This is a genomic window from Paraconexibacter sp., assembly GCF_041602235.1.
Classification (GTDB): Bacteria; Actinomycetota; Thermoleophilia; order Solirubrobacterales; family Solirubrobacteraceae; genus Paraconexibacter.
In genome coordinates this window covers 1-12,370 of record NZ_JBFIGP010000096.1, presented here as the reverse complement: position 1 = coordinate 12,370, position 12,370 = coordinate 1, and the positions used below count along the sequence as shown (strand labels likewise).

Below are 12,370 nucleotides of genomic sequence, written 5' to 3'. Positions count from 1 at the left end.
CATCCACCCCAACGCGCCCGCGCTCGAGACGTTGAGGTTGCGGCCGTAGTCGGTCTCGATCTCGTTGATCGCCGCCAGGATCTCCCAGCGAATCCCGTACTCGATCCCCGCCGCCTGATAGATCGGCAGCAAGAACGGCGGGATCCGGAACTTCTCGATGAAGAAGTTCGGCACACCCACCGGAGCCACACCCGGCAACGACAGCGCGTAGGTCGGGTTGACCTCCGTCGGAGACCCGTCGGCGTTACGCAGCTTCGTCGCCTTGCGGCGCTGCGCGGCCTCCTGCTTGGCGGCAGCCCGCTCCGCGGCCCGCTTGACCGCCTCGGTGCTCTTGCCCGGCGAACGCTTGGCCTTGCCCGACGTCTCCTGCGACTCCTGCTCGGGCTCCACCTCCGGCGCACCCGGGATCGTGTGGGACTCCCCGCCCGGCTCCTGCGCGGGCGGCGCAGGGTCCTTGGCCGGCGGCAGGCTCACGGCAGGCGGAACGCCGACCTCGGTGATGCCCACGATCGGGAGGTCGATCCCCGGGATCTTCACCTGGTTCAGCGGCGTTCCCGCCGGGATGTCGAGGGTCACCGTGATGACCGAACCGCCCAGCAACGTGACCTGGAACGTACGGGGATCGGCGCCGGCACCCGTGACCGTCGAGCCGAAGCCCGCGGTGAAGACACCAGCAGTGGTCAGACCCAGAAGCAGCTTGCGCTTGTTCATGCGATTGTGCGGGCTCCTCCCCCCGCGAGCTCGGACGTGCCGTAGACATCGCCGCCCAGCGCGGCGACCCTACCACGGTCCCCTGTCCGAGTTCGCAGGACGCTACCCGGTCGCTCGGAGGGTTGGCAACAGGGAACCGGCGGCCCGGCTCGCCCGAAAGGGGGGAATTCACCCCCCATACGGGGATACGGCGGCGAAAACCCGGCCGTTGCGGGGTCGGAGCAGCGCGAACGGTACCCTTTCGACCCCCTACTGACGGTCCGACCGGAGGTCCGATGAACACTGAGCCCGAGAGCCTGCGCGGCAAGGTCACGCGCCAGGGTGAAGAGACGATCGGGAAGCTCGCACAGGAGCTGCTCGACAACCCGATGATCAGCGGCGCGATCACGCGGGCGTTCGAGGCCCGGGAGCGGGCGGTACAGGCCCAGGAGGTCGCCATGGGCGCCCTCAACATCCCGTCGGCCGCGGACCTCGAGCGTCTCACCCGCCGGGTGCGCTCGGTCTCCCAGCGCCTCGAGGGCATCGAGGACGGCGTCGACCGGCTCGACGAGCGCCTCGCCTCGCTGAAGGGGATGGCCGCGATCGACGAGCGCCTCACCGCGATGGAGGCCTCCCTCGACAAGATCGCCACGGAGCTCGGCGCGATCCACAAGGCCCTCCCCAGGACGAAGAAGGCCGCCCCGTCCACGAAGGGCCAGTAGGTCCCGAGGGCGGGTCGTCCCCACCCCCGCTGACCCTCGATCTCCGGTCGAGGGTCAGGGATCGGGGGTCGCGGCTCCGAGCGCCTCGACGATCGCCTGCGTCTCGGCGACGACGTCGCCGCCGAGGCGGATGCGCGCGTGTGCGTCCCACGGCGTCGGCCCCTGGGTGATGATCGCGACGGCTCCGCCGGCGCTCTTCGTGATCCCGGGGAGCTGCGCGATCGGGTGGACCTCGAGCGAGGAGCCGACGCAGAGCAGCAGGTCGGCGCCCGCGGCGAGCGCGAACGCTCGTTGCAGCGCATCCTCCGGCAGGAACTCCCCGAACAGGACGACGTCGGGCTTCAGCGGCTCGCCGCAGTCGCAGGCAGGGACGCTGATCGGCGACGCCGCGATCCGCGCCCGGACCTCGTCGAGCGGGTACTGCGCGCCACAGTCCAGGCAGGACGAGTGCTCGATCGTCCCGTGGACCTCGACGAGCTCGCTCGTGCCCGCGCGCCGGTGGAGCATGTCGATGTTCTGGGTCACCACCGCGTCGAGGTGCCCCATGCGCTCCAGCGCGACCATGGCGTGATGGGCGCCGTTGGGCTCCTTCTCGCGCAGCGTCGTGAAGCGATCCCCGTAGAAGTGCCAGAAGCGCTCGGGGTCGGCGCGCCAGGCGTCGATGTGGGCGACCTTCATCGGGTCGACGTTCTCCCACAGCCCCGAGCCGGGCGTGCGGAAGTCCGGGATGCCCGACGGGACGGAGATGCCGGCGCCCGTGAGCGCCACCACCGAGCGGGCCTCGCGGATCAGCTCCGCGAGCTCGCGCGCCGCCGCACTCACCGCCCCTGCCACCGCGCCCGGCGCTTGCCCAGGAAGGCGCTGATGCCCTCCTTGCCGTCCTCCGACCCGAACACGGCCTCGAACCCCTGCTTCTCGGCCTCGATGCCGTCGTCCAGATCCGCCTGACCCGAGACGACCTTGATCTGCTCCACGGCGAGCGGAGCCTGCTCGGCGAAGCGCCGCGCCCACATGAGCGCGGTGTCGAACAGCTCGTGGTCCTCGACGAGCCGGTTCACCAGGCCGAAGTCGTAGGCCTCCGAGGCGCTGATGGGATCTCCGCCGAGGTTCATCTCGAGCGCCTTGTTGAGGCCGACCAGGCGCGGGAGCCGCTGGGTACCTCCGAAGCCGGGAATGATCCCGAGCTTGATCTCCGGCTGCCCGAAGATCGCCGAGCGGGCCGCGAGCCGGACGTCGCACGCCATCGCGAGCTCGCAGCCACCACCGAACGCCAGGCCGTTGACCGCCGCGATCGTGACGACCCTGCTGCGCTCGAAGGACCGCAGGAGCCCGTGCGCCCCGTCGAGCAGCGCACGCCCGCCGGACTCGTCCATCTGCGTGAACGCCTTGATGTCGGCGCCGGCGCAGAACAGGAAGGGGTTGGAGGAGGCGACGATCATCGCTCGGAGCCCGCGGTCCTGCACCGCGTCGAACACGAGGCCGAGATGGTCGACGACCTGCGGGCTGATCGAGTTCATCTGACCGTTGGCGAGCCACGCGATCCCGATGTCCCCGCGCGTCTCCAGCTTGACGACCGCGTCGTCGCCCGCGGGCTGTTCGGCGTCGGGACGGGGGTAGCTGTAGAACCCCTGCCCGGACGACTGCCCGAGCCTGCCCTGCGCCACGAGACGCCGCAGGATGGTCGGTGGCTCGAACCGGTCGCCGTGGCGCTCCACCGCGGCCTCGAGGCGCTCGAGCACCACGTCGAGCCCCGTCACGTCGGCCTTCAGGAACGGAGGGAGCAGCCCCCGGGTGGGATCCAGGCCGGCCCCGGCCATCATCCCGAAGTCGATGTCGCGATGGGTCGCGACGCCCTCCTCCAGCACCAGGGCCGCCTCGAGGAACGTCTTCAGGGTCAGGAGCTCGACCAGCTCCTCGGCGTCCGGCTCCCCGGCGGCGTCGACGTTGGGCTCGCCGCTCGGCGAGTAGAAGCCGTCCCCGCCGCTCTTGGCGCCCAGCTTGCCGTCCGCGACGAGGTCGCGCATGGTCTGCGGGACGTAGAACCGGTCGGGACCGTACGCCTGCGCCAGGTGCTCGGCGACGTGCAGCACCGTGTCGAGCCCGAGGAGGTTGATGAGGAAGTACGGCCCCATCGGCATGACGTTCGCGGCACCGACGCCCTCGTCGATCTTCTTGATCGAGAGCCCCTGCTCCTCCTGCGCGCGCCAGATCTCGCTCATGGCCGAGTTGAGGATCCGGTTGACGACGAAGCCCGGTACCTCGGCGCAGGTGATCGGCTGCTTGCGGATGGTCTGGGCGAACGCGGTGGCGACCTGCAGCGTCTCCGCGCCGGTCTCCTCCCCCTCGACGAGCTCGATCAGCGGCATCACCGCCGCCGGGTAGAAGTAGTGGAACCCGACGACCTTGTCCGGGCGCAGCGTCGCGTCGGCGATCTCGCTGATCGACAGCGACGAGGTATTGGACGCGAGGATCGCGTGGCCCGGGGTCGCCGCATCGAGCTCGGCGAACACGGCCTGCTTGATGTCCATCCGCTCGGGGACCGCCTCGATCACGAAGTCGACGTCGCCGAACCCCTCGTAGGTCGTCGTCCCGTGGATGCGGCCGACGACCTCGTCCACGTGGGCCGCGGCCTGCTCCTCGGTGAGCTTGCCCTTCTTCACCATGCGCGCCACCTGACCGGCGGTGACGGTGCGTGCCTCCGCGAGCCCGTGATCCACGAGCTCCTGCTTCACGTCCTTCAGGACGACGGGGATCCCGGCGGCGGCGATGGTCTGAGCGATCTGGCCGCCCATGGTCCCGGCTCCGACGACGGCGGCCTTGAAGACGAACATGTACCGATCGTCGCAGAGCCACGGTCACGGCGCACCGCGACTCAGTAGCCCTCGCGCTCGGCGCGGCACTCCCGTGCGAACCGGGCCAGCGTGCGTCGCAGCGAGTCGCGCATCGGCCGTCGCACGAACACCCTGTCCACGAAGAACGGGACGCCCCGCTCCTGCTTGATCGCGTAGTCGAGGGTCAGCGTGACCACCACTCCCTCGCCGCGCGGGCTGAACGCGATCGTCTGCGTTCCCCGGATGCGCTCGTCCTCCACGGTCACCGTCTGACCGCGCCGCGCCTCGTACGCCGTCGCGAGCTCCACCACGCGGCCGCGCCCGCCCGGCTGCGCGTCCCAGAGCACCCGTCCCCCCGCCCTGGGCCAGTCGCCCTCCACCTTCGCCACGTGCGCGAGCCCGTCGATGAACGTCGGCCAGCGCGACGTGTCGTACCAGAGCGCCTCGGCGGCGCTCGTCAGGCCGGGAACCTCGATCTGCGCGCTGACCTTGCCCATGCCACGCCGATGTATACCGGCCGCCGGAACGCCGCGAGGACACGCTCGCGCGGGACGCCGTTCGCGCCCGCGCGCACGCGCACCGCGTCAGAGCCGCAGCTCTGCGCGGAGCAGGGCCACCGCGCGCGCGACGTCCTCGAGCCGAGGCCGGAGCGTTGCCGCGAGCCGCTCGTACTCGGCCGCGCCTTCGGCCGTCCGGCGGTAGAAGCGGCGGGAGCGTCGCTCGGGATGCTCCCACTCCCCCGCGATCAGCCCGCGCGCCTCGAGGTCGCGCAGGAGCGGGTACATCGTGTTCGGGTTCACGCTCACCAGGCCGCCGGTCATCTCGGCGACCCTGTCCATGAGCTGGTTGCCGTACGAGCGGTCCCGGGCCAGGAGGTGGAGCACGAGCGCCGGCAGCAGGCCGGCCCTCCGGAGTTCACCCACGAGGGGATCCGCCGACCCGCCGGCCTTGCCACCCGTCCGAACTCCGGCAGCCTCCTTCGCTGCGTGCAGCGGGGCCGCCTGGGCAACGGCGTCACGGGTCCGGCGGTCCGGCATGGTTGGAGGATCGCACCATGGCGGCAAGCACGACGGGCCGCCCTGAGGGCGGCCCGTCGGGAACGTCGTGTCCTGCAGCGCGTGGCTCAGGCGGGAGCGCCGACCTGACGCGGGAGCAGGGTCTCGCGGGCGATGACCAGACGCTGGATCTGGGCGGTGCCCTCGTAGAGCTGCATGATCTTGGCGTCACGCATGAGCTTCTCGACCGGGTACTCCTTGATGAAGCCGTAGCCACCGTAGACCTGGACGGCATCGGTGGTGACCTTCATCGCGGTGTCGGCGGCGAAGCGCTTGGCGTGCGAGGACTGCAGGGTGTTGCGCTTGCCCTGGTCGAGCAGCACGGCGGACTGCCAGGTCAGCAGGCGCGAGGCCTCGATCTCCGTGGCCATGTCCGCGATCATGAACTGGATGCCCTGGTGCATCGCGATCGGCACGCCGAACTGCACGCGCTCCTTCGAGTAGTCGCAGGCGAACTCGAACGCGGCGCGCGCGATGCCCGTGGCCATCGCGGCGACGCCCGGACGCGTGCGGTCCAGGGTCATCATGGCGAGCTTGAAGCCCTTGTTCTCCTCGCCGATGAGGTAGCGGGCATCGACCTCGGTGTCGTTGAAGGTGATGGTCGCGGTGTTGGAGGCCCGCTGACCCATCTTGTCTTCCTTCTTGTCGACGATCACCGTGTCGTCCTTCTTCACGAGGAAGGCGGAGATGCCGCGGTGACCGGCGTCCGGGTCGGTCTTGGCGTAGACCGTGAACCAGTCGGCGTAGCCGCCGTTGGTGATGAAGCACTTGGAGCCGTTGAGCACGTACTTGTCGCCGACCTTCTTGGCGCGCGTGCGCATGCCGGACACGTCGGAGCCGGCGTCGGGCTCGGTGAGGCAGAACGAGGCGAGCTTGGCGTCCTGCGTCAGCGACTCGCCGAACTCCTTCTTGACCTCCTCGGAGGCACCGAGGAAGACCGGCGCCGACGCGAGGCCGTTGCAGCCCAGCGACGTCTGGACGCCGGAGCAGCCCCAGGAGAGCTCCTCCTCGATGATGCAGCCGTCGAGGTAGGACAGGCCGGGCCCACCGTACTGCTCCTCGACGTGAGTGTTCATGAGTCCGACCTCGAAGGCCTTGTCGATGATGGCCTGCGGGAAGGTCCCGTCCTTGTCGAGCTCCCAGGCGACCGGGCGGATCTCCTTCTCCGCGAAGTCGTGGGCGAGCTCGCGCAGGTTCTTCTGCTCGTCGGTCAGCGTGAAGTCGATCACGTGAGTGGCTCCTTGGAAAGGGGATGACACGAGCGTGCGTCGCGAGCTCGTGCGGCGGCGGTTCGACCGGAGCAACCGCAAGGCGATTGACTGGTCAGTCAACAGTGCGACCCAGGAAGAGTAGCCGACTCGCAGCCGGCGTCAAGATCCGAGGCGGGTCGGCGCTCGTGGGTCCGGCTCAGGTGTCCAGGACCTGCGTGACCACGAGCCAGATGCCGCCGCCGATCGCCAGCGCGGTCACGATCAGGAGCCCCCACTGCTCCGGGAACACCGCGGGTCGGCGCGGTGCCATGGTCCGGCGCCTCAACCGTCTCCACATGGAGGACACTCTAAGCGTGCAGGAAGCCTTCGGCATCGTGGTCTTCGTGGTCGTCGGCGTCGGCGCCGTCGTCGCGCTCATCACGTTCGCCGGCAGCGGCCGGAGCTACGACGAGATCGGCAAGGGCGGCTTGTACGACGAGGACCCGCGACCGGCGGCCTCCGCCGCGTCGGCGCCGACCTCGGCGGCCGAGCTCGCCGAGCGCGACGAGGAGATCCGACAGATGCTCCACGCCCGCAACCTGCGCCGGCAGGCGCGCGGCGAGGCGCCCGTCGACATCGAGGCCGAGCTGGTCGAGCTCACGCGACAGCGGATCGACCCGGCCCTCGTCGCCGAGATCCGCGAGCTGGTCGTCGCGCGCAACGCCCGGCGGGTGCGCAAGGGACAGGAGCCGCTGGACGTCGAGGCCGAGCTCGCCCGCCAGATCAGCGAGCTCGAGCAGCAGTAGGTCCGCGAGCGCGGCTCCGCGCTACTTGCTCAGCTGCGACGCGCACTCCTGGACCTTCGCGAGGTCCGTCCCGGCGGCGTCCAGGCACTGCAGGTACTCGGCGTTCGCGGCAGGCTCGCCGCCCGCGGCGGCGGGCGCCTCGGACGCCGCCCCGTCGCTCTGCGCAGCGCCCTGCTCGCCGGTCGCACCGGCGGCCCCGGTCGCCGCGCCCGCTCCGGCGCCGCCGAACTGCGACGTCAGCTCCTCGAGCGGCCGCGCGTCGGCGGGCGCCTTGATCGACTGATCCTTGTTCAGGTCGGCGATGGTGAGGTCGAGCTTCAGCGTGCCGCTCTCCAGGCCGCCGGCGTCCTTGCGGGACGCCTCGGGGACGTCGAACGCGATCTCGACGACCAGGCGCCGCAGCAGCCGGTCGTCCTTGCCGCTGTACACGTCCACCTTCGCGGTCTTGACGGCCTCGGTGATCTGCTTGCGCTGCGCGTCGGTGAGGGTGCTGGGCACCTGCGCCTGCTGGGCGCCCGCGACGCCGATGTCGTCGGCCTTCTTCAGCAGCGTGTTGACGTCGTCGAGGAACTTCGGGACGTTGATCGTCGCGGTGATGTGGGTCGTGTCAGCGCCACCCACCTTCTCGCTCCCGGCGTCCGCGGGCGTCTCGAGCCAGCGGAGCGGATCGATCCCGAGGGTCTTGAAGGTCGGACCGCCCTCCTTCGAGCCGGACTCCTTCTGCGCCTGCTGGTAGCCGGTCCTGAAGGTCTTGAAGAGCTCGTCGCCGACCTCGAAGTTCTGCCCCTGGAAGGACAGGAAGCCCTTGTCCCCGGTGCTCACCGCGCCAGCGGTGAACGACTGGCCCGACGCGTTCAGCGAGAGGTCGAAGTCGAAGGCGGGCAGCTCGTCCTCGCCGCTGCTCTGGAAGGGGCCGCTGAGCTTGAGGGCGACCGGTCCCTGCAGGGACGGGAGGCCCTTGGCGTCCAGCGAGACGGAGACGTCCAGCTTGCCGCTCTTCACGGGCTTCCCCGAGCCGAACGTGTCCTTCAGGATGCTCGCGACGTCGTCCTTGCCCTCGTCGGAACCGCAGGCGGCCACGGCGAAGGCCGAGCCGAGCGCCGCGACGAGCGCGAGCACGACGAGGACGGGACGGCGGATGATCTGCACGGCTGGTCTCCCTCGAAGTCGTTCGTGCAACGCCAACTGCGGCGCTGCGCGGCGGCGAGCGTAGCATCGGCCCCGTGCTCCGTACTCCGGTTGCCGCCGTCGTGTCGGCGGCCTGCGCGCTGACGTTCGCGGCCCCCGCCGGCGCCGCGACGGTCCTCGTCCTCGACCCGTCGGGACAGGTCGTCGAGCGCCAGGACGGTTTCCTGCCACCGGCCGACCCGATCCCCTCCGGCCCGCGCCCGGCGGCACGGCCCTCCCCCAGCTCGGGCGCGCGGACGTCCGCCTCCCGCCGGACGGTTCGGCGCGAGCTCGCGCGGCTGGCGAGGACCGGCGCGATCGACCCTGCGACCCGTGACCGCCATCTGGCGACGTGGAGCGCGGCCCAGAAGGCCCTCGAGCGCCTGCGCGGCCGCCGCTTCCGGGAGCTCCGCGCGGTCGTCGCGAACCTCGACGACATCGCCGCACGGGGTGGCCTCACGGCCGGACGCCTGCCCACCGCCTTCGAGACGGTCGCCCGCAACCGCCAGTGGTGGACGAACGGACCGCTCCTGCCCGCCGGACGCCGCGTGGGGTTCAAGGGCAGCCGGCTCGTGTGGCAGGCGTACCCGGGCCAGGGGTTGCAGATCCAGTGGCTGGGCACGTTCGGCAAGGCCAACGGCCTGTTCCTCAGCGGCAAGCACGACCCCGAGTTCCGCGAGCTCCTCGACGAGGCCGCGGCGCACGCGAGCCCTCGCGCCGACGGTGTGGCGTGGGAGTCGTGGTTCTGGTTCGGCGGAGGGCGTCCCCCCTGGGCCAGCGCGCTCGGACAGGGGACGGCGATCCAGGCCCTCTCACGCGGCGCCATCCGCCTCCACACCCCGGCCTACTTCGACCTCGCGCGCTCGGCGCTCGGCATCTTCCGGCAGGCACCGCCGCGCGGCGTGCGGGTCGCCACGAAGGCGGGGGCCCACTACCTCATCTACTCGTTCGCCCCTCGCATGCGGGTGCTCAACGGGTTCGTCCAGTCGCTCAACGGCCTGCACGACTTCGCCGCCCTGGCGAACGACGACGAGGGGCGCGCGCTGTTCGCCGACGGCGAGTCGCAGCTTCGCGCCGAGGTCCCGGACTACGACACCGGCGCATGGTCGAAGTACTCGCAGACGCGGGAGTCCGACCTCGGGTACCACACGCTCGTCCGCGACTTCCTGCGCAACCTCTGCCGCCGACTGCGCGACGACAGCGCGCGCGCGGCACAGGCCCAGACGACCCCGGGTGCGGCGCCGCGACCGGTCCCCGACCCGGGCCTGTACTGCGACACCGCGAGCCGGTTCACGAGGTATCTGCGCCAGCGACCGGCGCTCGAGCTCCGGTCGGCGACCCCCAGGACTCCTCGGGCCCGGCGTCGGGTGACCGTCCCGTACACGCTGTCGAAGATCAGCACGGTCACGACGAGCGTGACCTTCCGCGGGCGCCGGATCGCCGGACGCACGGTGCGGCTGGACGGCGGCAGGTGGTCGCTGCGCTTCACCCCGCGGAAGGCCGGGACCTACGCGGTGAGCGTCCGCGCGGTGGACCTCGCCGGGAACGCGAGCCGTGTCCAGGGCGCCGTGAGGGTGCGCCCGCGGGCCGCGCAGCGCTGACGCCCACGCTGCGGCGCGCCTACACTCCGCCGTTGCAATGCCGCCGCGGACCATCCTCTACACCGGCAAGGGCGGCGTCGGGAAGACGTCGGTCGCCGCCGCCACGGCGCGGGCCTGCGCCGCCGCCGGGCAGCGGACCATCGTCGTCTCGACCGACCCCGCCCACAGCCTCGCCGACAGCCTCGGGCTGGCCCTCGGCGACGAACCGACGCGGGTCGGCGACCTCCTCGACGCGCAGCAGGTCGGCGCACAGGAGGAGATGGAGCACAACTGGGGCGCGGTCCAGGACTGGCTGGGCCAGATCCTCGTCGAACGCGGCGTGGATCAGATCAGCGCCGAGGAGCTGACGGTGCCCCCGGGCCTCGACGAGCTCTTCAGCCTCCTGCAGATCAAGCGCCACTACGAGGAGGGGGTCTACGAGGTCATCGTCGTCGACTGCGCGCCGACCGGTGAGACGTTGCGGCTGCTGTCCTTCCCCGACGTGGCCCGCTGGTGGCTGGAGAAGGTGTTCCCCCAGCAGAGCCGGATGATGGACGCGGCCCGGCCGTTCGCCCGCGCGGTCCTCGACGTCTCGCTCCCCGGGGACGACGTGCTGGAGGACGTCCAGCGCCTCATCCGCAACCTCATCGCGATGAACGAGATCCTCCGCGACCACGAGAACGTCTCGATCCGCCTGGTGATGAACCCCGACCGCATGGTGATCGACGAGGCGCGTCGCACGTTCACCTACCTGAATCTCTACGGCTTCCTGACCGACGCGGTGATCGTCAACCGGATGTTCCCGGACGACGTCGGCTCGTACTTCGAGGCGTGGCGTGCGCGTCAGCAGGACCAGCTGGCCGAGGTCGAGGCGTCCTTCGCCCCGGTCCCGGTGCTCCGCGCGTCGTACTTCGAGGAGGAGGTCCTCGGCCCGGAGATGCTCGACCGGCTCGGCGCGGCGCTGTTCGCGGACGTGGCCCCGGCCGACGTGCTGCACGCCACGCTCGCGCAGGAGCTGACCGTCCGCCGTGACTCGGCGACGCTGCGCCTCGATCTCCCGTTCGCCGAGAAGGGCGACATCTCGCTGAAGAAGATCGGGCTCGAGCTCATCGTGCGCGTGGACGGCCACAAGCGCGCCCTGCTCCTCCCCCCTGCGCTCGAGGACTATCGTCCCACCGGCGCCTCGTTCGCCGACGGCGCGCTCAACGTGACGTTCGACGGCCCCAAGACCCCTGCGCGATCCTGACCGCAATGCCCGACCGCCCCGACGATCCGCTCTCCGAACTGCGGGACCGCATCCGCGCCACCCAGGACGCGGCCGAGCGCCTGGCCGGTGAGGCGAGCGCCGCGCGCGAGGCCGACCGCGAGGGCCGTGTCCCGCCGAACGGCTGGCGCTCGCCGGACGACCACGAGGCCCGCACCGGCGAGCTGCAGTCGCTCGTGGCGCTGCTCGAGAGCCTGCGGAGCCTCGTTCCCGACGACCTGCAGGAGCAGCTCAATGAGGTGGTACGCCAGGTCCTGCTGCTCGTCCGCGCCCTGATCGACTGGCTGGTCGAGCGGATGGAGCGGGGAGCGGCCGCACCGCGGTCCGGCGCCGGCCCGGGCGTCGAGGACATCCCGATCAGCTGATCGCGCCGGCCGCTCGCGGTCCGCGCGTCAGGAGAGCCAGGCGTCGCTGATCATGCCGACGAAGGTCTCGTCGTCCGGCCAGGGCATGTCCTCGTTGTCGCTGACCTCGCAGAGCGTGGCGAAGCCGTGCAGGTTCGTCCAGAGGCCCATGGCGAGCATGCGAGGGTCACCCTCGCGCCCCTGCCGGACGGCCTGGACCGCCACGATCGCGTCGACGAGATCCTGGAAGGCGGCCGCGCCGACGCCGTGCTGGTCGGGCTCGCCGGCCTCCTGCTGCCGCTCGTGCTCCGCGCCGAAGATCACGGCGTAGATCGCGGGTTCCTCGCGGGCGAAGCGCAGGTAGGCGAGCCCGAGCGCCCGGAGCCGCGCTCGAGGATCATCGCCCGGGACCGCGTCGGCCGCCGCGTGCAGCGCAGCCCGGAATCGCGTGAAGCCGTGGTCGATGAGCGCCCCGACGAGGTCGGCCAGCGAGTCGAAGTGCAGGTAGAGCGCCATCGGGGACACCCCGGCCCGCTTGGTGACCTGCCGGATGGACAGGCTGCTCGCGGAACCCTGCTCGTGCACCAGTGCGCTGGCGGCGTCCAGGAGCTGCTCTCGCAGCAGGTCGCCCTCACCCCGGGCAGCACGCTGGCGTGGTCTCGTGGCGGGAGGTGGTTCCGGCGCAGTCACGGGACCAGCATAGCGATGACTTGACACCCGT

Annotated in this window: 12 protein-coding genes and 1 pseudogene; 5 read left to right on the top strand and 8 right to left on the bottom strand. The window is 71.2% G+C overall.

Annotated elements, in window-relative coordinates:
• Positions 1 to 711: pseudogene (locus ABYE80_RS09800) on the bottom strand (hypothetical protein); the annotation flags it as partial.
• 275 nt (positions 712 to 986) lie between these two features.
• Between ABYE80_RS09800 and ABYE80_RS09795 the strand changes: the two are divergent.
• Positions 987 to 1,412: a hypothetical protein gene (locus ABYE80_RS09795; protein ID WP_372790094.1), complete on the top strand. Its 426-nt coding sequence runs from the start codon at positions 987 to 989 to the stop codon at positions 1,410 to 1,412.
• A 54-nt stretch (positions 1,413 to 1,466) separates the two neighbouring features.
• Here the strand turns inward: ABYE80_RS09795 and ABYE80_RS09790 are convergent, their stop codons facing one another.
• The 5 genes from ABYE80_RS09790 to ABYE80_RS09770 all read right to left on the bottom strand — a co-directional run bounded on the left by ABYE80_RS09790 (position 1,467) and on the right by ABYE80_RS09770 (position 6,524).
• Positions 1,467 to 2,234 carry an NAD-dependent deacetylase gene (locus ABYE80_RS09790; RefSeq protein ID WP_372790093.1) on the bottom strand — a complete coding sequence of 256 codons (768 nt, stop codon included), beginning with the start codon at positions 2,232 to 2,234 and terminating at the stop codon, positions 1,467 to 1,469.
• Complete coding sequence (locus ABYE80_RS09785; protein WP_372790092.1) at positions 2,231 to 4,243, bottom strand: 3-hydroxyacyl-CoA dehydrogenase NAD-binding domain-containing protein; 2,013 nt, start codon at positions 4,241 to 4,243, stop codon at positions 2,231 to 2,233. The genes ABYE80_RS09790 and ABYE80_RS09785 overlap by 4 nt, the downstream gene beginning before the upstream one ends.
• 41 nt (positions 4,244 to 4,284) lie before the next feature.
• Entirely contained in the window at positions 4,285 to 4,740 is a 456-nt protein-coding gene (locus ABYE80_RS09780) for an SRPBCC family protein (RefSeq protein WP_372790091.1), read from the bottom strand.
• Between the two features lie 87 nt (positions 4,741 to 4,827).
• Positions 4,828 to 5,280 carry a PadR family transcriptional regulator gene (locus ABYE80_RS09775; protein ID WP_372790090.1) on the bottom strand — a complete coding sequence of 151 codons (453 nt, stop codon included), beginning with the start codon at positions 5,278 to 5,280 and terminating at the stop codon, positions 4,828 to 4,830.
• Positions 5,281 to 5,366: 86 nt separating this feature from the next.
• Positions 5,367 to 6,524, bottom strand: a complete 1,158-nt coding sequence (locus tag ABYE80_RS09770) for an acyl-CoA dehydrogenase family protein (RefSeq protein ID WP_372790095.1) — start codon at positions 6,522 to 6,524, stop codon at positions 5,367 to 5,369.
• Between the two features lie 320 nt (positions 6,525 to 6,844).
• Here ABYE80_RS09770 and ABYE80_RS09765 point away from each other — a divergent pair, with 320 nt between their 5' ends.
• Entirely contained in the window at positions 6,845 to 7,294 is a 450-nt protein-coding gene (locus ABYE80_RS09765; RefSeq protein ID WP_372790089.1) for a hypothetical protein, read from the top strand.
• A 21-nt stretch (positions 7,295 to 7,315) separates the two neighbouring features.
• Here the strand turns inward: ABYE80_RS09765 and ABYE80_RS09760 are convergent, their stop codons facing one another.
• On the bottom strand, positions 7,316 to 8,443 hold the full coding sequence (locus tag ABYE80_RS09760; RefSeq protein ID WP_372790088.1) for a hypothetical protein: 1,128 nt from the start codon (positions 8,441 to 8,443) through the stop codon (positions 7,316 to 7,318).
• A gap of 74 nt (positions 8,444 to 8,517) precedes the next feature.
• On the opposite strand from ABYE80_RS09760, the gene ABYE80_RS09755 reads away from it, so the two are divergent.
• From ABYE80_RS09755 to ABYE80_RS09745, 3 genes are read left to right on the top strand one after another with little or no spacing between them, the layout of a single operon-like run.
• Positions 8,518 to 10,062, top strand: a complete 1,545-nt coding sequence (locus tag ABYE80_RS09755; RefSeq protein WP_372790087.1) for a D-glucuronyl C5-epimerase family protein — start codon at positions 8,518 to 8,520, stop codon at positions 10,060 to 10,062.
• Positions 10,063 to 10,099: 37 nt separating this feature from the next.
• Entirely contained in the window at positions 10,100 to 11,287 is a 1,188-nt protein-coding gene (locus tag ABYE80_RS09750) for an ArsA family ATPase (RefSeq protein WP_372790086.1), read from the top strand.
• A gap of 5 nt (positions 11,288 to 11,292) precedes the next feature.
• Entirely contained in the window at positions 11,293 to 11,670 is a 378-nt protein-coding gene (locus ABYE80_RS09745; RefSeq protein ID WP_372790085.1) for a hypothetical protein, read from the top strand.
• A 27-nt stretch (positions 11,671 to 11,697) separates the two neighbouring features.
• Here ABYE80_RS09745 and ABYE80_RS09740 read toward each other — a convergent pair whose 3' ends face one another.
• Positions 11,698 to 12,339 (bottom strand): TetR/AcrR family transcriptional regulator, encoded by a 642-nt coding sequence (locus ABYE80_RS09740; RefSeq protein WP_372790084.1) that lies wholly within the window; start codon positions 12,337 to 12,339, stop codon positions 11,698 to 11,700.
• Positions 12,340 to 12,370: the final 31 nt, after the last annotated feature.